This window comes from Tumidithrix helvetica PCC 7403 (assembly GCF_965232925.1).
In the GTDB taxonomy this organism is placed as follows: Bacteria; Cyanobacteriota; Cyanobacteriia; order Pseudanabaenales; family Pseudanabaenaceae; genus Tumidithrix; species Tumidithrix helvetica.
In genome coordinates this window covers 1-21,090 of the sequence record NZ_CBDDRA010000049.1, presented here as the reverse complement: position 1 = coordinate 21,090, position 21,090 = coordinate 1, and the positions used below count along the sequence as shown (strand labels likewise).

Annotated in this window: 18 protein-coding genes and 1 tRNA gene; 8 read left to right on the top strand and 11 right to left on the bottom strand. The window is 44.2% G+C overall.

All coding sequences use genetic code 11. The features are described 5' to 3' along the window. The first annotated feature begins 455 nt into the window (after positions 1-455). Positions 456-881: an SRPBCC family protein gene (locus ACP2WE_RS25215; protein ID WP_425218278.1), complete on the top strand. Its 426-nt coding sequence runs from the start codon at positions 456-458 to the stop codon at positions 879-881. Here the strand turns inward: ACP2WE_RS25215 and ACP2WE_RS25210 are convergent. The 8 genes from ACP2WE_RS25210 to ACP2WE_RS25175 all read right to left on the bottom strand — a co-directional run bounded on the left by ACP2WE_RS25210 (position 876) and on the right by ACP2WE_RS25175 (position 11,635). After that, complete coding sequence (locus ACP2WE_RS25210; RefSeq protein ID WP_425218277.1) at positions 876-2,228, bottom strand: TldD/PmbA family protein; 1,353 nt, start codon at positions 2,226-2,228, stop codon at positions 876-878. The two genes, ACP2WE_RS25215 and ACP2WE_RS25210, sit on opposite strands and share 6 nt — an antisense overlap. Before the next feature lie 151 nt (positions 2,229-2,379). Next, positions 2,380-2,913, bottom strand: coding sequence for a Ycf51 family protein (locus tag ACP2WE_RS25205; RefSeq protein ID WP_425218276.1), 534 nt, complete (start codon positions 2,911-2,913; stop codon positions 2,380-2,382). A 186-nt stretch (positions 2,914-3,099) separates the two neighbouring features. After that, the gene (locus tag ACP2WE_RS25200; RefSeq protein WP_425218275.1) at positions 3,100-4,404 is read right to left on the bottom strand and encodes a homoserine dehydrogenase; all 1,305 of its coding nucleotides are present in this window, start codon (positions 4,402-4,404) and stop codon (positions 3,100-3,102) included. Positions 4,405-4,534: 130 nt separating this feature from the next. Beyond that, positions 4,535-5,218, bottom strand: coding sequence for a DUF4333 domain-containing protein (locus ACP2WE_RS25195; protein WP_425218274.1), 684 nt, complete (start codon positions 5,216-5,218; stop codon positions 4,535-4,537). A 215-nt stretch (positions 5,219-5,433) separates the two neighbouring features. Beyond that, positions 5,434-6,447 carry a ferrochelatase gene (hemH, locus tag ACP2WE_RS25190; RefSeq protein ID WP_425218273.1) on the bottom strand — a complete coding sequence of 338 codons (1,014 nt, stop codon included), beginning with the start codon at positions 6,445-6,447 and terminating at the stop codon, positions 5,434-5,436. A gap of 125 nt (positions 6,448-6,572) precedes the next feature. Further along, positions 6,573-6,980 carry a response regulator gene (locus ACP2WE_RS25185; protein WP_425218272.1) on the bottom strand — a complete coding sequence of 136 codons (408 nt, stop codon included), beginning with the start codon at positions 6,978-6,980 and terminating at the stop codon, positions 6,573-6,575. Continuing rightward, on the bottom strand, positions 6,967-7,926 hold the full coding sequence (locus ACP2WE_RS25180; RefSeq protein ID WP_425218271.1) for an Npun_F2552 family protein: 960 nt from the start codon (positions 7,924-7,926) through the stop codon (positions 6,967-6,969). The genes ACP2WE_RS25185 and ACP2WE_RS25180 overlap by 14 nt, the downstream gene beginning before the upstream one ends. Before the next feature lie 163 nt (positions 7,927-8,089). Beyond that, positions 8,090-11,635 (bottom strand): WD40 domain-containing protein, encoded by a 3,546-nt coding sequence (locus ACP2WE_RS25175; protein ID WP_425218270.1) that lies wholly within the window; start codon positions 11,633-11,635, stop codon positions 8,090-8,092. Positions 11,636-11,946: 311 nt separating this feature from the next. On the opposite strand from ACP2WE_RS25175, the gene ACP2WE_RS25170 reads away from it, so the two are divergent. Genes ACP2WE_RS25170 through ACP2WE_RS25150 form a run of 5 tightly spaced genes read left to right on the top strand, consistent with a single transcriptional unit; the run spans position 11,947 to position 16,365 of the window. Further along, a complete protein-coding gene (locus ACP2WE_RS25170) occupies positions 11,947-12,624 on the top strand; it encodes a hypothetical protein (protein WP_425218269.1) in 678 nt (225 codons plus the stop codon). Between the two features lie 23 nt (positions 12,625-12,647). Then, a complete protein-coding gene (locus tag ACP2WE_RS25165) occupies positions 12,648-14,531 on the top strand; it encodes a P-loop NTPase fold protein (RefSeq protein WP_425218268.1) in 1,884 nt (627 codons plus the stop codon). Between the two features lie 2 nt (positions 14,532-14,533). Then, positions 14,534-15,883, top strand: a complete 1,350-nt coding sequence (locus ACP2WE_RS25160) for a DUF1802 family protein (RefSeq protein ID WP_425218267.1) — start codon at positions 14,534-14,536, stop codon at positions 15,881-15,883. A 1-nt stretch (position 15,884) separates the two neighbouring features. Continuing rightward, complete coding sequence (locus tag ACP2WE_RS25155) at positions 15,885-16,211, top strand: DUF433 domain-containing protein (RefSeq protein WP_425218266.1); 327 nt, start codon at positions 15,885-15,887, stop codon at positions 16,209-16,211. A gap of 1 nt (position 16,212) precedes the next feature. Continuing rightward, positions 16,213-16,365: a hypothetical protein gene (locus ACP2WE_RS25150; protein WP_425218265.1), complete on the top strand. Its 153-nt coding sequence runs from the start codon at positions 16,213-16,215 to the stop codon at positions 16,363-16,365. Between the two features lie 393 nt (positions 16,366-16,758). Here ACP2WE_RS25150 and ACP2WE_RS25145 read toward each other — a convergent pair whose 3' ends face one another. Further along, positions 16,759-17,262 (bottom strand): endonuclease V, encoded by a 504-nt coding sequence (locus ACP2WE_RS25145; RefSeq protein ID WP_425218264.1) that lies wholly within the window; start codon positions 17,260-17,262, stop codon positions 16,759-16,761. Between the two features lie 33 nt (positions 17,263-17,295). Then, positions 17,296-18,489 (bottom strand): aminotransferase class V-fold PLP-dependent enzyme, encoded by a 1,194-nt coding sequence (locus tag ACP2WE_RS25140; RefSeq protein ID WP_425218279.1) that lies wholly within the window; start codon positions 18,487-18,489, stop codon positions 17,296-17,298. Positions 18,490-18,835: 346 nt separating this feature from the next. Here ACP2WE_RS25140 and ACP2WE_RS25135 point away from each other — a divergent pair, with 346 nt between their 5' ends. Continuing rightward, positions 18,836-19,834: an alpha/beta hydrolase gene (locus ACP2WE_RS25135; protein ID WP_425218263.1), complete on the top strand. Its 999-nt coding sequence runs from the start codon at positions 18,836-18,838 to the stop codon at positions 19,832-19,834. A gap of 11 nt (positions 19,835-19,845) precedes the next feature. Here ACP2WE_RS25135 and ACP2WE_RS25130 read toward each other — a convergent pair whose 3' ends face one another. Continuing rightward, positions 19,846-20,487 (bottom strand): SIMPL domain-containing protein, encoded by a 642-nt coding sequence (locus ACP2WE_RS25130; protein WP_425218262.1) that lies wholly within the window; start codon positions 20,485-20,487, stop codon positions 19,846-19,848. 224 nt (positions 20,488-20,711) lie between these two features. Between ACP2WE_RS25130 and ACP2WE_RS25125 the strand changes: the two genes are divergently transcribed. After that, a tRNA-Lys gene (locus tag ACP2WE_RS25125) sits at positions 20,712-20,783 on the top strand. Positions 20,784-21,090 lie beyond the last annotated feature (307 nt).

The window sequence follows — 21,090 nt, the reverse complement described above, 5'->3', positions numbered from 1 at the left end:
ATTTAGCTTCTAATTCTCTTTTCATGTTTGAGCTTGACTTAGCCTTTGCAATTTCTTGCTCTATTTTCTCGTGCCTTTCTGTTGCTCTTGCCTTGCTGCCGATTAGTCCAAACTAAAGTAAATAATGTTCTGTCGCATTCGTGGCTATATCTCGACGCTCAGAAAGCAAGATCTCAATGTTCTTGATGCTCTCAAACAGGTGTTCCTTGGAAACCCTGTTTTCCCAAATCTCTAGCCTGAATAGTTACCATCAATTTAACTTACATTTTGCATGAGAATAAAAAACCTCCCAGCAGCATGAATTATGCGATCGCTAACCCATTTCCCTTTGAAAGCACCAGCATAGCGCGGCATTGAAAAGATCGACATATTGTCTTTTGAAAAGGGGATGAATATAAAATTGGTCAAGAATCGCCTATAGTACTGTTCAACGATCGCGTATAGGATAAACCGCTATGAAATCTTTTAGTACCACAATCGATATTCATGCTTCATTGGAAACAATTTGGGCAATTTTGATCGATGTTACCAACTGGCCATCTTGGAATCCAACCGTTACGAAGGTTGAAGGCAAAATCGCATTAGGCGAGAAGATCTCTTTGTATTTTAAGTCAACCCCCGATCGCACGTTTCCATTGACCGTGAGCGAGTATGTCCCCAAAGAATGTATGGTGTTTTCTGGGGGGATGCCCCTAGGTTTGTTTAAGGGCGATCGCACATTTACACTCACCCAAAAACCTGACGGAATTGTAGTTTTTTCTATGCGAGAGGTTTTTAGCGGTCTGATGGCACCCTTAATCACTCGGTCAATTCCCGATTTACAACCTAGCTTTGAGGAGTTTGCGGCAGCCTTAAAAACAAAGGCAGAGCAGGCTCTATAGCGTGAACGTGAAATTATTGACCAACATGCCAGGAACGAGAATGCCGCCGAGCGATCGACTGCCATAGGTTCCAGTATTGGGAATGAATTCTTGGAAGTCAGTCAAGGCTTCTAAATCTTGACCGAGAAAGTCATAGATACTATCGTCAAAGCGTAGATTTTCAATCGGGGCAACTACTTCCCCATTTTCAACCCAAAAACAGGCGTAGCGAGTCATTCCTGTAATTCTGCCACCAGAGCGATCGCTCCAGTTGAGATAATGCAGGTTCGATAGATACAAGCCTGTATCAAGCTGTTTGAGAATGCGATCGTCACTTAAATTCCCTGCGCTGACCTCAGGGGCTCTGGGATATTCGCCACCATTTGCTGCATTGGAAACCTTTCCATATTCCTTCGCCGTTCGAGAACTCACTAAGGGATTAACTAGTTCGCCTGCCACAACGATCGGAATTTCTTCGGGAGCGATTTCTCCTAATTGATTAAACCGAGGCACAGTGCCCCCTCGAAAGTTTTCTTTAAAACTAAGGAGTGGCGATAAATGCTTTTCTCCATTGCGTAACTTAAGCAAAGCACTGCTTCCCTGCTGGAGGGAAGCCTCACCCACAGAATCTGAGAGCATTCCCAATAACTCGGCAGCAGCAGCAGGTGCGAAGTAGGTGCGATATTGACCTTTTTGAATGGTTTTAGCTGGTAAATTGAGCGCAACTAACTGCTGTTTCGATCGCTCGATCTGGGCTTCATAGTCTGATTGTTTCCAGTTTTTACCAGCATAGATCCCTTTTACTGCTTGCGAATCACCTGACTCCGTAGCATTAAAAATAGAATAATCGACAAAAAAGGAATCGGTGGCAAACCAGTGCTTTTGTCCTGCGGAGTTGGCATTTGCCCTGATTGTCGAGCCTGATGCGTAGAAGCCCGTAAAGTCAATATCCCCCAGCGAACCGAGAATAGCAGCGATCGCTTCTTCGGGCAACAATAGGGAGCCTTGATAAACCTCATGGCTGGAACCTTTATTTTCGGGCAAGACGATAAAGGGATTTTCAGGCAGTTGCTCCACCTGCGATCGTAAATAATCGAGATTTTCTAAGGCACTGACACTATCAACTGCCCGATCGCCTGTAAAAGGGAAAGAGGCACTCGCTTCGCGCTGATGGTCGATCAAGTTTAAGGAAATCGTTCCATCTGAAACTAAACCTGATTGCCGTACTTTGGCATGGTTAAAGCGGGTAAACTGACTGCGTTCGCTATTGAGGCTAATGGTCAGATGTTCGCCTGAGTGGAGACTATTGACCAACTGATCGGCGAGGTTTTGAAAGCCAGTCTCTAACTTCTCTAGATCTTGATTCATAGTGCTTAAGAATGACGATAAATAGATGCGATCGCTTGTGGGACACTGTAGCCCTTGCAAGGGGATATTAAAGGGGGAAGACAGGGGTTGAATGCTTGCCTTTACTTGCTAAGAATGACAAAAATCTATGTTTCTTAGGGTTTCTTAGGGTTTATTCCGATACATTCGGCGCAAATCGGGCTAGTTCTGCCAACTGTTCGGGATATATCTGCACCTCCATGTTTGGATCGTTGCGCTGGTGGAGCGATCGCTTGACTTGTCCAATATAAACAGGCTGAGACAGAGCATCGCTCAAATGTACAACGGTGCGGGCTCGAATCGTGAGCTGATTTTCTCCATGTCCGCTGCGCCCAGAAGAGAAGAGGTTATCGGCGGCTTGCTTGAGCGTTGCCTCTAACTGGGGTGCTGTCACAGTGGGAGGAACTGAAATGACTGCCTGCGCGCCATAGCGATCGTAAACCAAGGAATAACGAACCGAACCTGAAACAGATGTGCGGGTAATGGGTGCAATGCTGAGGGCAAATAGTCCGACTGTTAAAACGACAGAAAAGGAAGTAATGCCTACAAGACGAAACCGCCATCCCCACTGACGCACAAAGGCAATTCCTGTAATTAAAGCTGCAATCAGCACAACAACGCCCATACCTTGAGCAATCTGACCAAATTCAACAGGGGTTAGCAACATATTTCGCTTTTAAACAACAGAAATCAATTCGTACTCATTTTAAGCCTTAGGGCGGATCGGAAAATATTTGGATTTATGAGATGGCAAGATTCCCAAGAATATATTTGATTCTCGTAGGGGTAGGGGATCCTGTAAAGGCTAGGGCAACCACGGGGGGATTGCCCCCCACAAGGATTGACCTATTGTCTATAAAACCCGTATCAAGGTTGGAATGCTGTGCAGGGCTGCCAGATTTTTGAGATCGGCGATCGCGGCTTGGAAATTTTGTTCGCTGACGGTTTGTGTCACGACAATAATTTCAGCAAAGCCGTCATGAATATTGCGCTGCAAAATCGTTTGAATGCTGACCAAGTGCTTGCCAAAGCAAGCGCCTAGGTCGCCAATCACGCCCGGCTTATCCTGCGCGATCAAACGCACGTAATACTGGGTGGCAATATTTTGGATGGGGCTGAGGGTGGCATAGCGATCGTGAGAGCAACCCATGAGTTGATTGATTTCATTGGAGGCTCCTTTTGAAGAGGCTTTGAGTGCTGCCACAACATTGACGATATCCGCCACAACCGCACTTGCGGTCGCCCCTGAGCCTGCCCCAGGCCCCGAAAACACCACTTCACCAATCGGATCGCCCTCGACACGGATTGCATTCGTTACCCCATTAATGCTGGCAAGGGGATGAGCTTGTGGCACAAGGGTAGGATGGACGCGAATCTCAATGCCCTTCTCGGTTTTGTCGTTAGAACGCCGCGCAATTCCCAAAAGCTTGATTACAAACCCTAAATCCTTTGCCCAAGCAATATCAGCACTGGTGATCGTGCGAATGCCTTCTCGATAGATGTCATCGAGCTTAATCCGATCGCCAAAAGCCAAACTTGCCAAAATTGCAATTTTATCGGCAGCATCAAAGCCATCAACATCTGCGGTCGGGTCGGCTTCAGCATAGCCCAGCCTTTGGGCATCCTCTAGGGTATTTTCAAACTCTGCCCCCTCGGCATGCATGCGGCTGAGAATATAGTTGGTCGTGCCATTAATAATGCCTGTAATGCCCGTAATTCTGTTGGCTCCGAGACTTTGCTTAAGGGCTTGAATCACAGGAATGCCGCCACAGACTGCCGCCTCTAGCATCACATAAACGCCATGCTCTTTGGCTGCGGTAAAAATCTCATCGCCATATCTTGCAATTACGGCTTTGTTGGCGGTAACGATATGCTTGCCATTGGCGATCGCGGTTAAGATCAATCTCTTCGCTGGCTCGATGCCACCCATCACCTCAACCACAATATCAATCTCAGGATCGGCAACGATGGACTGAAGATCCTCGGTAATATATCCGTCGGGAAACTCCACATCCCTAGGCTTAAGTAGCGATCGCACGCCAATTCGGGCAATTTCAATTTCTAGTAGCAAAGGGTGACGATCTACAGGATCTTGTAGAATCTTTGCGACACCTGTACCAACCGTTCCGAGTCCTAACAGACCAACTTTAAAAGACATGGTTCTTAGCGTTCAGCCGTAAATCTCAGCATACATAATCATTACCATTTTGCCTCATTCACTTACCCAATGGAAAATATTGGCAAAATCATTATTGTGTTAAGAAAGATTACCGTCGCCGAAATTCCAGTTAGATTTTCCAGCTCACCCCCCCTGCCTCATCTTTAACAGTAATCGTTGCATCTTTAACCGTGCCATCAGGAATTTTGACTTTACAGGTAAATACATTCCCTACCTTTGTGATTTTGATCTTGGCTCCCCCACAATTCACCTTGACATCAACATCATTCTGCTCCTTCACATTTTTTTGAATGAGTTCCTCTAATAAAGGCAACTTAAGCAGTCCTTTGGTATTCAAGTCAAATTTATTTCCTTCGGCATCTTGCAATTTTACTGCTACGGCAAACTTCCCTTCCGCCGCCGTTGCATTGCAATCAAATTCTTTCCCTTTCGCAGGCACAATATCTTGGGGACAGCTTATCGCAACATCCACACCTAGGCTTTGCACCAAGTAATCTTTGACTTCCTTCTCAACCACCTGAATCTTGGAAGATGCCTTAGCAGATGCCACAGGAGTAGAAGGAGCCGCGTTACTAGTTTGAGTTGTACTATCCACTGGAAAGTCAGTTTCACAGGTCATCCCTTTCGCTTCTGCTTTTCTGACTTCGGCTTCAGCACTAGCGCGATCGCCTGTAGAACCATTGGAAAATCCACCACCACCACTACAGTTATATTTGTATGGAAAAACGCCACACCCAGATAAGCAGCTAACTGTAAATAACGCAAGGACACCAACAAAACCTGAGATTTTCATAATACGATAGGAAAAAGAAAAACTTTATCCGATTTTATCGGTTTCTTGCACGAACTCGGTCTAGAGTTTTTCAGGCTCCCGTCTTGTCGTATTAGCCTTCTTTTACCGCTTTAGATTTCTTCCAATTTCTTGATGTATTTCCTTTGAGTGGAGTTTTTCATGGCAGTTTCTATTGCTATTAGGCGAGGGTATAGCAATATTTAGAGATGTTAGATTTAGACAGGCATTACGGGTGCTTCTACATTTCCCAAGGACTCAAGGACTAACTCAGCCAAGTCATTGATAAATATGGGATGACTATTGAGTGCAGGTACGCGATCGAAATTATGAATGCCAACGGACTCAGCAACTTCGCGATACTCGATGTCGATTTCTTGGAGGGTTTCGATATGTTCGGAAACAAAGCTAATGGGAACGACCAATAGATTTTTGATACCACGCTTGGCTAACTGTCCGATCGCTTGTTCCGTATAGGGTTTTAGCCACTCTACGGGACCAACGCGGCTTTGATAGGCAAGGGTATGAGCATTATAGCGATGGTGATCGCGCCGAATTGCTTGCATCAGTAGATCGACACAGTTCTCCATTTCAACTTGATAGGGGTCGCCATACTCCGTGACATATTTCACAGGTACACCGTGGGCGCTAAAAAAGATATGAACGAGATCGGGTTCCTCAAAGGACTGAATCTTGGCATTAATCAGGTCGATCATGGCTTTGATATACCCTGGGCGATCGTACCAAGAACGAATCGTGATCCGCTCGATATGTTTTAGTTCGGGATCGGCTTCCCAGAGTTGATCGATCGCTTTGATACTAGAGCCACTGGTACTGATCGAAAACTGGGGATAGAGTGGCAAGATCACAAGCTTGGTAATACGATCGCGTTTGATTTGCGAGATCGCTTCTTCAGTGAAGGGATGCCAGTAACGCATACCGACATAGACCTTGGCATTTAAACCATTGCGTTGCAAAACATTCTCAATATTTTCGGCTTGCTCTTCGGTAATTTGTCTGAGAGGAGAGCCGCCGCCAATCATGGCATAGTTTTCTTGAGATATGGGCGCACGGCTGGCTGCAATCAGAGACGCGATTGGCTTTTGCAAAAATCGGAGGGGAATGCGGATTAAGTCTGGATCGGAAAATAGGTTATAGAGGAAAAGATAGACATCTTCCAGCTTTTCTGGACCCCCTAAATTTAGCAATAAGACACCAACGCGACCATCCATATCATAACTTCCTAAAAATATAAATTTTTTAATAAAAACGGTTTATAACTAAGTTAATAATAACTTAATATTTATTTACAGCTGAGTATTTTTTTTAAACGAACTTTGTGCATTCATTCGCACTTTTATCGATCTGGATCGCGATCCGATCGCTCGACTAACCAACGTTTAACGCAAATTTCTAGTTGTTCGATATCAAGAGGTTTTGTCAAGTAATCATCACAACCTGCGGCGATCGCAGCTTCTTTATCGCCTTTCATGGCATGGGCAGTCACAGCCACAATTGGAATTGCCGCTGTGCGTTGGTCAGCTTTAAGCCGACGCGCAACCTCCCAGCCATCCACCTTGGGTAATGACAAATCTAATAAAATCAGATCGGGTAATTGCTCCGCCAGCCATGCCAAAGCCGTCACGCCATCCTGTACGCAGTTAACTGCATAACCAGAATCCTGAAATACTTGCTCGATCAGAACTTGATTGTCAGGGGCATCCTCTACAACTAAGATCAGGGGCTTGGCACTAGGTGCGGGCATAGGCACTGATCGGTTCCTTGATAAATTTGATATAGAAATGTTTAAAAGTCGATCGCATCACACGCGGCAACCCAAAGTCGATGGGCATGAGTTCTGTGGGTAGTTTCCAATCTTGAATTTTGAGATCGGCGATCGCATCTCCCACCACTTCTATGTCACTGAGATCTTTATAGATGCCTAGCGCGATCGCTTCTGCCACGGTTGGCACTTCTTGAGGATTTACTCCCAAAATTTCTACGATCGTTCGATCTAAAGCAAATACATCGCGAGAAGCAGCTAAAACGCCTAGATCCCTCGGTTCCCCAGCACTTGGCCCATTGCCCTCATGCCCAATAATGCCATCTAGGATCGTTAGCTGCGGGTTAATGGTTTGGGCAGTCTCGATCAACATCCGCGCAAACCGATGCACGTCTTTGCCCGCCTCCATATGCCACCATGCCTTCATTTTGCCAGGAACGCAGCCGAATAGGTTTTTGACACCCATCGTTACTGTGAGTTGCATATGAGATTTTACCTTAGGCAGATTGATTACGACATCTGCATCCATGGCTTCTTTACTGAGACGTAAATGCTCTAGTTCTCCACCTGTGGCAAAACGTTGACCGTGAAACTCAACGATCGGCAGATCTAGCTCCTTTGCCATTTCTAAGAGTCCATTAGCCCTTGCTACCCCCTTTGCACTGCCAAAAGCAGGGCTATCGCCTAAAAAAGGCTTGCCACCTGCAGCCTGTACCAACTTAGCAACGCAATAGATCAATTCTGGTCGAGTCGTACATTCTTTCGTTGGTCTTGCCCCTGTGAGCAAATTGGGCTTTAGTAAGACGCGATCGCCTGCTTTCACAATCGCAGACATGCCACCAAGGGGTGCTAAGACTTGCTCTAAAGCAGTCATGAGGGATTCGCGTTCGTAGCTGGTGGTATGGAGCAGACTGACAGTAGGTTTCATCAACTTCTATCTATAAAAGACATTGAAATGGATCTATAAGGCAGAGACAAACTACTCAAAATATACCCTAGTCTAGGGTTGTCTACAGTCATCATATCAAAAATTCGGAATTGTAAATATACTGCGCTGATTTGAAAATCGCGCTAATTCGCCCCATGCCTAGCTAAAGTTCAATGGCTCCCAACTGTTTGAATGTAGATTTTTGCGAGTCAGTTAAACCGCGAATGCTCCTAATATTTGTGCCCTCATAGGGTCGAGGAATTCTTAAGGTTTGCAGGCAATTACCCGTAGCCACATCCCAAATTTGACAGGAACCATCCTCGCTGCCACTGACAAGCAGTTGCCCATCTTCGTTAAAAACGATTGACCAAATCCAGTCTACTTGAGAATTAGACTTGAAGCTCCGCAGGAGTTCTCCTGTTTCCACATGCCAAAGTCTCACCTCCGTATCTAGTCCCGAACTAGCGAGCATCTTGCCATTAGGGTGAAACGCCACCGCATGGAGTTTAACAGCACGATGGGAAAAGGTTCTCAAACATTTTGCATTGGAAATGTCGGCAATGTCCCAGAGGCGAATCGTAGCATCTCGACTACCACTTGCCAGCATCTGCCCATCGGGATGAAAGGATAACGAAGCGATCCGATCGCGATGCCCCTGCAACATTCCCAAACATGCTCCCGAATCCACATCCCATAGCCCGATCGCAGCATCCCAAGCTCCCGTTGCTAAGATTTTACTGTCTGGACTGAAGGCGATCGCTTGGAGCGGCATCGAATGTCCTGCAAGGGTATGGATGCATTTCCCCGTGCCGATCTCCCAGATTTTGGCGGTTTTATCGCCGCTGGCAGTGGCGATCCAAGTCCCATCAGGGCTAAAGATAGCTTCTCTGATCCATGTGGTATGACCTTTTAGCGTTGCGAGCGAATTCCCACTCTTCACATCAACGATTTCTGCCGTATGCTCTAGACTGGCACTGACAACCAGAGAACCATCGGGGCTGAGAGCCGTTTGCAAGGAGTTCATGGCATGGGTAGAGAAGGTTCGATCGCAGATTCCTGTATGGATATCCCATACCCCAATGGTTTGCTCGTCATAGTTGAGCGTATATACCTGTTGCGCTCGAAACCCAAAAGGTGCGATCGCATTGGAATGTCCTTGGATGTTTTGCAGGCAATATCCATTTTCAGGATTCCAAAATTTTATGCTCTTGTCTTCGCTACCGCTAGCTAAAATATTGCCATCGGGACTGAAAGCCACTGACCAGATCCGAGACTGATGCCCGATCCAATTTCTCAGGCATTCTCGATATTCCACCTCCCAAATCCGAATTGTAAAGTCATCCCCCGCACTGGCAAGGAAATGTCCATCTGGGCTGAAGGCAAGCGACCAGAGACGGTTTGTATGTCCTTCTAAGCGATGGGTAAATTCCCACGTTTGTGTGTTTTTTGGGGTATTTTCCTTTCGCTGGAGGATTGTAATTTTCCCATCTTCACCCGCACTCGCAAGCAGCGTTCCAGTGGGATTGAAGGCGACCGTATAGACTTCATGTTCTTGCTCGATCGCTTGAATTTCTTCGCCCCGATCGAGATCCCAAATCCGAATGGTGCGATCTAAGCCACAGCTTGCGAGGAACGGTTCCTTGGGATGAAACGCGATCGCTCTGGGAATATTGGTATGCCCCTCAAGCACTTGGGTACATTCACCCGTGATGAAATTCACAACCCGAATCGTGCGATCGCCGCAGCTACAGGCAAGGGTTTTACCGTCGGGGCTAAAGGCAAGCATGGAAATGCCACCTGTGCTTTCTAGCAGAATCTTCTCACAGGCTCCTGTTTTAGCATTCCATAGCTTCACGGTTTGGTCTAGGCTACCACTGGCTAAATAGTTGCCATCGGAACTAAAAGCAATGGCAAAAATAATATCGGTATGCCCATCGATCTCTAAGAGATTCTTACCACTGCCCACCTGCCAAAGGTGGATCTGACCGCGAGACTCTCCCGATGCTAGCGATTTTCCATCAGGGCTGAAAGCGATCGCGTTGACATTCACAAAGGTTTCCCCCAGCACGGACTGAGAGAAATCGGCATGGCTGAAATTCACTTGATGGAGGTTCGCACCGCGCAGATGGGCTTGCCATATTGCCAATTGCGAAAAATCCCAACCCGTCAGATCGATGCCTAACTGTACGAACAGGTTTAAGAGATTCCCCCCTGCATAGCCAGACTGTAATGCCAATCCTGCTCTTAGTTTGGGTAAGAGCGATGCGATCGCCTGTTTCCCTACCTTATCCGCAATGGGTAGAAGGATCGAGCGAATCTGGGCATCTCGAATGTAATCTTTGGCGGTCGCCGCAATTAAGGCATGGGTGTTGAAGAGTTTTGTCGGCGAGATAGTTCCCGTTTCTATCTCTTTGATTTCCTCGCAGATTTTCTCGATTAAAAGATGGGTGGTATATTCCATCACGACGGGTTGCTGCGTATAGCCTGAGGGTGTCTTTTCGATCAGCGATCGCCGTTGGAGAGATTGCAGTGTCGCAATTAACTTTTGTTTGGATTCCAAGGACAGCAGGCATGTTTGGAGTTCGTCGAACGAGATGGGTTCGCGGGCGATCGCTAACCAATACATCACTTCTTGTTCGAGAGGAGATAAACGCGTTACATGCCGCTGCAATAAATCTTGGATATCGCCAAAGACAAAGCTACCTTTTTGGATTAGCGCTAGCATTTGGGGAATATCGTTAAACAGTAAATCGCGAATCCCCGATGCCACAATCTTTAATGCCAAAGGATTCCCTGCATAATGCTCGATAATAGGGCGTAATTCTAAATCGGATGAAGCTGTAAATCCTGCGAGATCGAAGATTCTTCTGCCCTCTTGAGCGGGTAAGCCCTGAAGTTGAAGCGAACTGACTCGATTGCCCATTAATCGCGATAATTCTTGAGGAAATTCTCGACTGGTAATTAACAAGCAGCTCTGATGCCGCTCTTCACCAATGCGCCTAAATAGTTCGCCATAGGTTTCATAGCCAGGAAGATATTGCCCTACATGACTATCGCTCATAATCGACTCGATGTTATCCAGCACAATCAGACAGCGACTGGCATTCAGATATTCCATCAATAGGGACAAATTGCGTTCGGGATTGTCAGGAATGGCATTTTGCTGGCGATCGGACAGAAAAGAAATCAAGTCGGCTAGAATGCGTTCGATGGGTGGGGAGTTACGCAGCGATCGCCAAATTAAGCGATCGAATTCTGGTTGAATGCGATCGGCAATACTCACGGCTAGCATGGTTTTGCCCATGCCACCCATCCCAAGAATCGCGATCAGTTTGTTCTTCTCTCGAACCATCCAAGTTTCCAATTGGGTTAGTTCTCGATCTCGCCCAAAGAAATTAGATAGATCGGGAGATTCTCCCCAGTCTGTTCGATTTGTGGTTGCTAATTTTGGGGTTTCTACTTCGCTTTCAACTTCTTCTGATTCTGCGATCGCTTGCCAATCCGTAATCCCAACTGCTTTACAAATAGCAATAAAATTTTCACGCCGAATGCGATCGCGTCTCCAAAAATGCCCAAGGGTACTCGGTGCAATATTATCAGCCGCAATACACCACGCTGGACATCTATACTTTGCCCATCCCATTCTGAGTCTTGCTTTATCTACGCGCTCTAGTCCCTGTATTGATGCTCTTAAGGAGTCTAACGGCATAGTATTTAACAGCTACCACAATCAGATTGTGACTCATTTTTTGTAAGGATGCAACTTAACCTAACTCCAAAACTGAGTTTGTGAATTTGGAAGCTTCCAATACATAGGAATTAAGAATGGAGTTTAGATGGAATGCTAAAGCAGTCATAGCGATCATTGCTAAGGTTAGCAAATTCAATGATTTGGGCGTGTAGGTGAGTTTAATAGAAGCCTAAAACTTCACACTAAAGAGTTTTACCAAAATCTGCCCTAAAATAAAATATCGGGTGATTTAGATATTTGATCGATTCAAAATTTTGACAAGAAATTATATGGTAATTCACACAAGCATAAAAATTGATACGAATAACGCTAAAACCAGATTGCTATTGGCTCTTTGGGATATGGGTGCGTTAGAGTCGTTGGTCAAGAAAGGCGAGGTAATGAAACGAATTGTTAAAAGTGGTGAAAAGTCATCTGACTACCAACCAATTTTAGAAATACTTGCTCAACAAGAAGCGATCGCTATGGTCACTAAAAATCGTAGCGCCCAAATTCAGTTGACCGAACTGGGTAAACAATCTCTGAGTGCGGGACTAAATGGTGATGATTTTAAGTTTGGAGGTACTCAAGTCGGTAGCAGGGTTGCTAATGCTTTGTTGAAATGGATTCGTCAAATGGGTGATGTTGTATCTGCGGCAAGTGGCAAAGAGGTTGGGCTTAGGATCTCCTCTTACGACGAGTTTAAGACAGTGGCATTAGAAACTTACGATCGGATTAATTTTGAGTTTAATCACAACAACTTTGTCCCTATTTACAAAATTCGTCGTTCAATTGGGGATCTCGTAACTCGCACGGAGTTTAACGAATGGCTAATTAAGATGCAATCAGACGACATTCTGCAACTACAGGAAAGTGGAGTTGAGGATAGCTCGCCCGACAAACTTCAAGATTCTGTATCGACTCCTATTAGTGGTTTGCGATGCTATGCCACCAAGAAAACAAATTAAGAGATAAAAGGTGCTACAACCAAATGACTGATATTAAAATTTTGAATCAACTTATTGAACAATCCAACCCATTCTCTGCCAAAGTAACAGCCCAGCATAATGTCTGGAGTCACGATTATTCAGGCGTAGCAGAAATTAATCAGAATGCTTTTAATAGTGTCCTGAAACTTATTGATGATGTTGATACAGGTAAGTCAACTTCAGAGGGGGCGGCACTAATTGGCGAACGTGGTCTAGGAAAAACACAGTTACTTGCCCGATTGCGTCACGATCTAAACACCAATAACAAGGCTTTTTTTGTTTACATGGGCGAATATGACAACCTCGATCTAATCAAGGTAGAATTTTTGCAAGCCATTGTGTATAGTCTTAAGCGAGAATACCGCCCTAACGTCACCCAATGGCAAGCCTTAGCTGCGGCAATGTACTTTGATGCGAGAGGCAATACCCCTTGTTCCGTTGAGCATCTTATAAGTCAATTTCCTAAAATTTTGGCTAATAAGCCAGAACTTGTTAATAGTTGGACAAAAGGAATAGCAGCAAAATGTCCAGATATAAAGAATGTGTTCTTGATTAGAGCAATTTTATGGACACTTTTGCCAGAAGCAGCTCCATTTGCTGCTATGTGGCTTGCAGGCAAGAAATTATCTGAAGAATCAGCTAAGAGTTTGGGTTTGCCAGTAGATCGGGAAACGGATTCTTTTGCCTACACTTGCGATCTATTAAATCTAATCGCCAGATATAAAACTATTGTCTTTTGTTTTGATGAGTTGGATACTCCTCAAGTAAGTAGTCAGATGCTTACGATTGTTCAAGTCGTGATTGATTTAGCAAAATACTTACGAAACAATATCAAACGAATTGTTATTTTGCTTGCTGTATTTCCTCAGACGCTTGAAGAAGACATTCTATCTGCTCAGTCTTCTGTCAGTAGTCAGATTCGTGCTGCATACGATCGATTTGACCATCAAATCCGTCTAGAATTTCTTGATGAACAATCTAGCCTTGCATTGATCAAGCATCGTTTACAGCAATTCTATAAACATCACGATGTTGTTTCTCCCGATTCTTTCTACCCTTTTCAAGAGGATAAATTAAGACAAATTTTTGCGAGTGAGAGGGCAACAGCACGCCAAGTTTTACGCTGGTGTGAAGAAAACTGGGCACCAATTGGTATAGATCCACCACCTCCCCCAAGTATTGCTGAGTGCTTCAAAGAACAGATGAAGGAAATCTACGATCGTATAGATGAGATTGTTGATGACTCAGACAAAATCTCAAAGGCTCTCAGATTTGCTTTTAACCATTTAGTGGATAAGGTTGTTGAGGATCTCCGAGTTTTTGAAGTGGTTGAAGAGCAAGACAAAAAATTCAGTGATCTAATCCCTTTCAAGATTAAAGTCCGTAAAGCTGAAAATCAAAATGGCCCATTTACATCTATTGGCGTTGCTGTAATCCAAAAAACAGGAAATGCACTAACTAGCGCTCTATCTAAATTGGTTGAGTTCAATAATCTCAAGCAAACAAGAGCTTGCATGGTTCGCTCTGAAAATATCAGTGGAGCAACGGCTCAAAATCATGCGCTAACACTTCTCAAAGATGGAGGTGAGTGGGTGGCAATGGTTGTAGAGCAAATAGCTCCTCTGCTGGCACTGCAAGCTTTAGCCGAAAAACTAGAGCAGTATGAGTTGACTCCAGAACAGGTTATGGAGTATGTGGACTCGGAAAAACTTCTAACTGAGAATGCTTTAATCAAAGAGATTTTGAGTAAGCCAGAAGGAAAGCCACCCAAAACCGCGAAGCCATCAGATATCAATAAGCTTGCTAGTATTCCTCAGTCTTTGTCAGTCCAAGATAATAGCGAAGACATTGATTTACAAGCCGATGACAGTTTACTGACTGAATAGCCATGACAGAAGCAACAATTTTTGCTGCATTGCGTCTGCCGTCAGGCGTTTTATCTTCCCTTGAATCGGGAAGTATTACAGCCATTCATGCTCATTCTTTCAATAGACCAAAACAAGACTTTGCTTTATGCAGTGATGACCCAGAAGCTAGTGAGGTCAAAATCTCTGCATGGGCGCGTTGCGAGGGAAGTCAACAGTTTTCTGAAAAAGATAAATGTGACATCCTTGCAGCACGTCTACAAATACCTATAGAAAGTTTTCAAAATGCCTTAGAGCAAAATGGCTTTATTTGGCTTAGCTATCTGCGAGTTTACCATTTGCCATCACCCATTATCATCAAAAATAGTACAAAAGGAGTATTTATAGCCCTAGAAAATAGAATTTACATCAACGAACTGCAACCAGTTCTAGACGATATCACCTATGAAAAGCGTAAAAGAGAAGTTGAAAATTTAGAACCTCCTGAGCCTCTAGATATTCAAATCCAGAAAATGTTAGAGGCAGTTGAGATTCAGTGCAAAATGGAATCTCTAAAAAAACTTGATTGGATTAAAGAAATTACAACAAAGGGCAATCGCAGTATTGAAGAAGATAAAAGCAAAAGCAACTATCAAGCAGGTACAGAATTTGAAAATATTGTTAAGCAAAGTTTAGAATTTCTTGGTTTTACAGTTGATATAACCCACAAAGGAGGTGCAGGAGGGCTAGATTTATTCTGCTCAAAACCCTATTCTGTGGCTGGAGAATGTAAAGCAGGAAGATCAAAGAGTGATAAAGCAGTTGAACAAATAGACAGAATTGCCAAAAGAATTTTAAAAGAAAATTATCTGTTAGCATCTGGACTAATTATTCTTGGTTCTGGTGATGAGCCATCAAATCAGCTTGTAGACTCTGCCATTTCTTCAAAAGTTACAGGATCGATAAAAATTAACATTATTAAAGCTATGACATTACAAAAACTCGTTAAACTCAAAGCCAAATATGATGGCGCAATCGATTTGTTTGAACTCAAGAAATATTTGCAAGGAGGACAAATTGATGAAGAGATTGATAAATACATCCAAAAAGTTGAAGGTGAGATTAATCTACGATCGCACATTATTCAATCAGTGAAAGAATTGATGAATCAGCCGGGCGAAGATTATCTAAACGCTTCAGCAGTTAGGGTGCAATACAATGCCATATTTGGGAAAGATGTAAATTCCATATTAAATGATCGAGCCACGCACGAGCTACTTGTAGAGCTTTCATCACCTTTAGCTGGTTATTTAGGCAGAGAAAAAAGTAATAGTAATTGGAGGAGCGATCGCTTTTACTTCCTGAGAGACTTACCAATAGGAAAGGAGATATAACATGACACTCAAAGAACTGCAACCACAACTACTAGCACTGACCCCAGAAGAAAAATCCCAAGCAATCCAAATATTAGTACAAAGCCTCAGCAACACATGGGAAGGAATCGAAAAAAACCCAAGAGTCATGGGCGGCGAGGCATGTATTCGTCAAACACGCATTCCCGTATGGCTGTTAGTGAGCCTACAACGCCAAGGTGCAAGCGAAGCCTACATTCTAGAAGACTATCCCACTCTATCCGCGATCGACCTAGTAAACGCATGGCGCTACGCCGAAACTCACCCTGATGAAATAGAATCCGCTATTCAAAGGCAAGAGGCAGCTTAGCATGGCACATCTTTATAAACCCATTATCGATGATAGTGATATTTGGACAGAAGAAGACCAATTAGACATCACTGCATTTTCTCTGCAAAGCTTTACTCAGTTCGATCTTGAAGAAGAGGGATCGCTTTTACTTTCTGCGCGACTTACCTTGTGATGTATTTAGTTAAAACAAAGAAGGAGAAAGAGTCATGACAATAGAGTTGTTGGGAAATAAAAACAAGTTGTGGACAGGGTTTCCCCTCTTCCCTTCCGATTTAAGCAACATCCAAATAGAAGTTCCATAAGCCAGTTGCAATCAACATTAAGCGGTCATCGAAATCAGTCACACGATTCCTATAAACGCCTGTCACAGCATTGTATCGCTCGATCCCTGCGCGAGCATGTTCACATTTAACTCGTTGCTGACTAAATTCTCGATTTTCTTGCTCCTTCCTCGCCTTTTAGGAGAGGGAGGCTGGGAGGGAGAGGTTCATCGAATTCACGTTACCTAGATTCCTGAATTCGCAGTCTGTCGGGGCAATTCATAAATTGCCCCGACGAATAATTTCTAAGATGGAATACCTCGGCAGACGCGATCGACGCGCTTAAGCAGACTTGGTATTCGATAGCTGCCATGCATTGTCCGAATCACTTCCTTCGCTTCGCTAATGGGTAGACCAATAGCTGTCACAAACAGCGGCTTTTCACTATGACCTCTACAAACAGCATAGTCTTGCGAAATCCCGTGAAAAGGTGTTTTTGCCACGCCAACAATGGGAATTTCACCGCAAAGCGCATCATAAAGATACTTGCCTAACCCCGGTTTAGAAAATCCGTCCAAATACACAAACCCATCGATCGCAATGCATGCAGGTTTTAATTGATGGGTTTCAAGCAGTTTTAAGATACAGGGCAGTTCTCGCTTGTAAAATTGCCCAGGTTCGTAATCTTCAATGCTGTCGATCTCGCAGGTTAGCTTCTGCGTAGGATCTCGATCGCTCCAATTTTCAAAGAGAATGCCACCTACGGTTGCGCGATCGCTTTTGTAATGCACGTCTACGGCTAATTTCATCACTTTATTCTAGCTGATTATTCTTCTAACTGATTATTCTTTGGGATCGGATGGATGGGAATTGATGATTTGAGCGAGGTGCAGGAGTTGTACTTCAGAAAGGGTAGGATGAATCGGTAAGTAAAGCACATTCTCAATGAGCTGCTTCGCTTGGATGGATGCTTCACCAATCGATCTTAAACTTGTTGTCCCTCTTGTAGGATCAAATCCCTCTGCACGAATTTTTGCCATCAGTAAAACTGGATCGTCAATCATGATGGGAACTAGCCAGTAGGAATGTTGTGCGGCTTTACTTCCTAGGGGAAAGATGCGATCGCCGAGTAGAGAGAGAAATTCACGAGCATAATGCTCGCGTTTATCAAAATGAGAACTGTCTAAATGCTGGAGCCTATTTTGTAAAAGCCCAAGCATTCGATTTGGCGGACGATATCGCAACTGAGCTAGAATATCGCCTTTAGGGAACCCTCTTGTCAGGGAATTAATTAGACTGTCTGGATCTTTTTGGAATCGTTGTAAACACCCAATTAAAAGACCAAAGATCTCGGGAATAGACAGAAACTTCAAGCCGAGATATTTACATAATCTGACAAAGAACCATCCTTCGCTCTTGCTTGGATAGGTTTGCTCAATGGCTTGTATGCTTTTGGCTAAAGCCTTGTCTCGCACTAGCATGACTGCACCGCCTAAAGCCGTGCAGGATTTAATTGGGCCAAAACTAAAAAGGCTAATATCAGCATTGGAATCGCCAAGGTATCTCAAGCCTGCAAATGCTTGCGCACAATCTTCTACGAGTAAAATATTGTGCGCTCTACATACTTCTAAATAAGCTTCTAGGGGTGTTACAGTCCCAAATAGATGAGCGATTACAAATACTCTGCTTTTGGATGTGATGGATGCTTGCAAAAGCTCTAGGGAAGGAGCTAGTGTTTCTAGATCGATATCTACGACTACAGGAATATAATGGTGGCGTTCGACAATTTCTACCATGTGGGTAATATTCACCGCACTCATAAGAATTTCTGAGCCATGGGGAAGATCGAGCGCTTGCAGAAATAAATCTAAGGATGTGCGTACAGATAGTGTCACAAGTACTTCTCTATCTATGCCCCAAAAAGCTTGAATTTGGTGAGTAATTCTTGCTCTTTCAATGGGAACTAGAAAAGAAAGTACCGCTACAAGTAAATCATAAAATGAAATATCTAGCACTAGTCTTGGATATACCTTCATACCGACAACCGATTTCATCCTTCCTTAATCATATCTGGGTGATTGAAGATCTCGAACCCTTACCTGCTTGCAAACCTGAAATCCCGAATAATCCCATCGCGATCGCTTGTTTTCGCGCAGATCGATCGATAATAGGTCTATAAACGCTGCATAATTGATGCGATCGCCTCATCTCTGTAAGATCGCTGGCAATACCAGAAAAATTTTCAGTAAAGTTTCTTGCCAATACGATAAACTTGGAACAGTTTTCACTCAAATTTAATCTATGTGCGTGTTGCATAACCTTTGGGCTGCAATCAAACGTTTTTTTATCCGTAAGCTATCCAATCCTACTTTAGTTACTCCTATGCTATTCATCACGAATCGCGTGCTTCACGAAGGTCCAACCTCTACCGTCGATGGCAACTTGGTGCTGCCGCGATCGGTAAATTTTAATTTACGCAATAATCAGGCAGAACAATCGGTCTATTTCTGTCGCCGCAATAATAAAGACGATTACACCGAAATTGGTGGAACAGCGTTTTTATCAGAACTTAAGAACTCTAAGGCACAGGAAATTTTAATTTACGTCCACGGTTTTTCCAATTTGCCCGAACCAGCAATATTTCCCAGAGTACAGGAGCTACAACGGTTATTCGATCAGAAAGCTCCCGGCTATATGGTTGTCGTACCTGTTATTTGGCCCTGCGATAGCGATGATTCGCAGCTCAAAGACTACTTTGACGATCAAATGGCAGCCGATCAAAGTGGTATGGCTTTTGCGCGGATGTTTCAAAAGTTTCTGGACTGGCGTGATATCAACAGTACGATCGATAATCCCTGTATCAAACGCATCAATATTTTGGCGCACTCGATGGGAAACCGCGTTTTGCGGGCAACCTTTAGCAGTATTGTCCAGTACTTTTTGCCCCAAGGAATGCCTTTAATGTTTCGCAATATTTTTATGGCAGCCCCTGATATCATCAATGAGGCATTAGAACCAGGTCAAGAGGGGCAATACATTCCCCCTGCAGCGCGTAATGTGGTGGTTTACTATGCTTCTGATGACCTAGCTATGCGAGCGAGTAAGGTGGCAAACCTAGGCAATCGCATGGCTTCGCGACGGTTGGGACACACCGGTCCAGAGCATATGGATAGGGTCAGCAAGAACGTGTACGCACTAGACTGTGACGATTTCAACACAACCTACGATCCACCTACTGGACATGGTTATTTTGCAAGCGATCGCAATGGGAACCCTGGCATCTTGTTCGATCATATGTGGCGCTGCATTGACATGGGTCGGGTTCCGATGAATCCATCTAATGTACGTACTGCAATTCTGAGGCGTGATTGGCTGGAGTAGTTTTAAAATCATTATCCTGAATTCACATTAACTAGAAATTCCACTGAGCAAGTTGCGGAAATTTGCTTTTTGCTTTTGATTTGCGTGCCAAAATCGACGGCTTTTTTTGCCCTCGTCATGGCATGTTCGGGAGCGCTTTGAGTGCCGAAAAAAATCTCACCGATCGCTGGCAAACTATAACTATCGCTACAGGATCTGATCCCAACGACGGAATACCCGATCGCTTCCATCATCCTGTCCGCTTTGTTTTTGGCTTTTTGCATGGCTTGTACGATCGAGTCTAATTTGCGCTGCTCTTCGTCATAGTCCCATACCAGCGATCGGATCGTTATCTTTTTACCCTCCGCACAAATCCCAAGGATTTCCCCCAACTTTTCTAAGGCATCAACCCTCAACTTCACGGTATATTCTGCCGTGGAGTTTTTGCCAAATATTCCTGAATTGCTTTGAAACGATACCGATTCTGTATCAATTTCTATCGATTCGCAGACTTTCTTAATTCTTTCGATCGCGGTTTTCAGATCTTCCGAGGCTGCGATCGCGGCATTCCCAAAAATGACTTTTTCGCTCGTGACATGCACAATTACAAAAGCGCGAACGGCTTCAATCTCGGTAGTTACAGTTTCGCTGATTCTCAGTACGCCATGTTCCATAAATTTTGCAATACGAGATGTTTAAGGGATTATAAATCAGTCCGAACTGTATCACTGGGAGCGATGTTTTATTGCGGCACGCATAAAGAAAATCGATTCTTTGCAGTCCCCCACCAAGGGTTGCGACCCTAGGAAAAAACAGGGATCAAACATAGGGATCAAAAAAATTTTATTGAGGCGATCGAAACGATCCTACATCTGATAAGATAAAGTGCTGACTCCAAGGGTGACTAGCGCAATGGTAGCGCATCGGACTCTTAATCCGTTGGTTCTGGGTTCGAGTCCCAGGTCACCCATTTAACGCTTGACATAAAATTTATCTTAACTTTTCATGGATGAAGAGCAAAACTCATGACCATGACTTTTGAAGAAATGCAAGCCCTGATTGAACGAACTTTAATCCTTACTGAAAGGAATTCTGAGTCAATCACGCGTTTGGAAGATTCTCTAGCAGAAACCAGAGCAGAAACTGCTAGAGGCCTTGCATCTCTAGTGCAGCGTCACAACTTAATTTTAGGGTAAATAGAAGTGAGTTTACAGCGTGCATCATCGATCTTCATCTGCCAATCCACACCCCGTTGTCTCTGGTTGACATCCATAGAC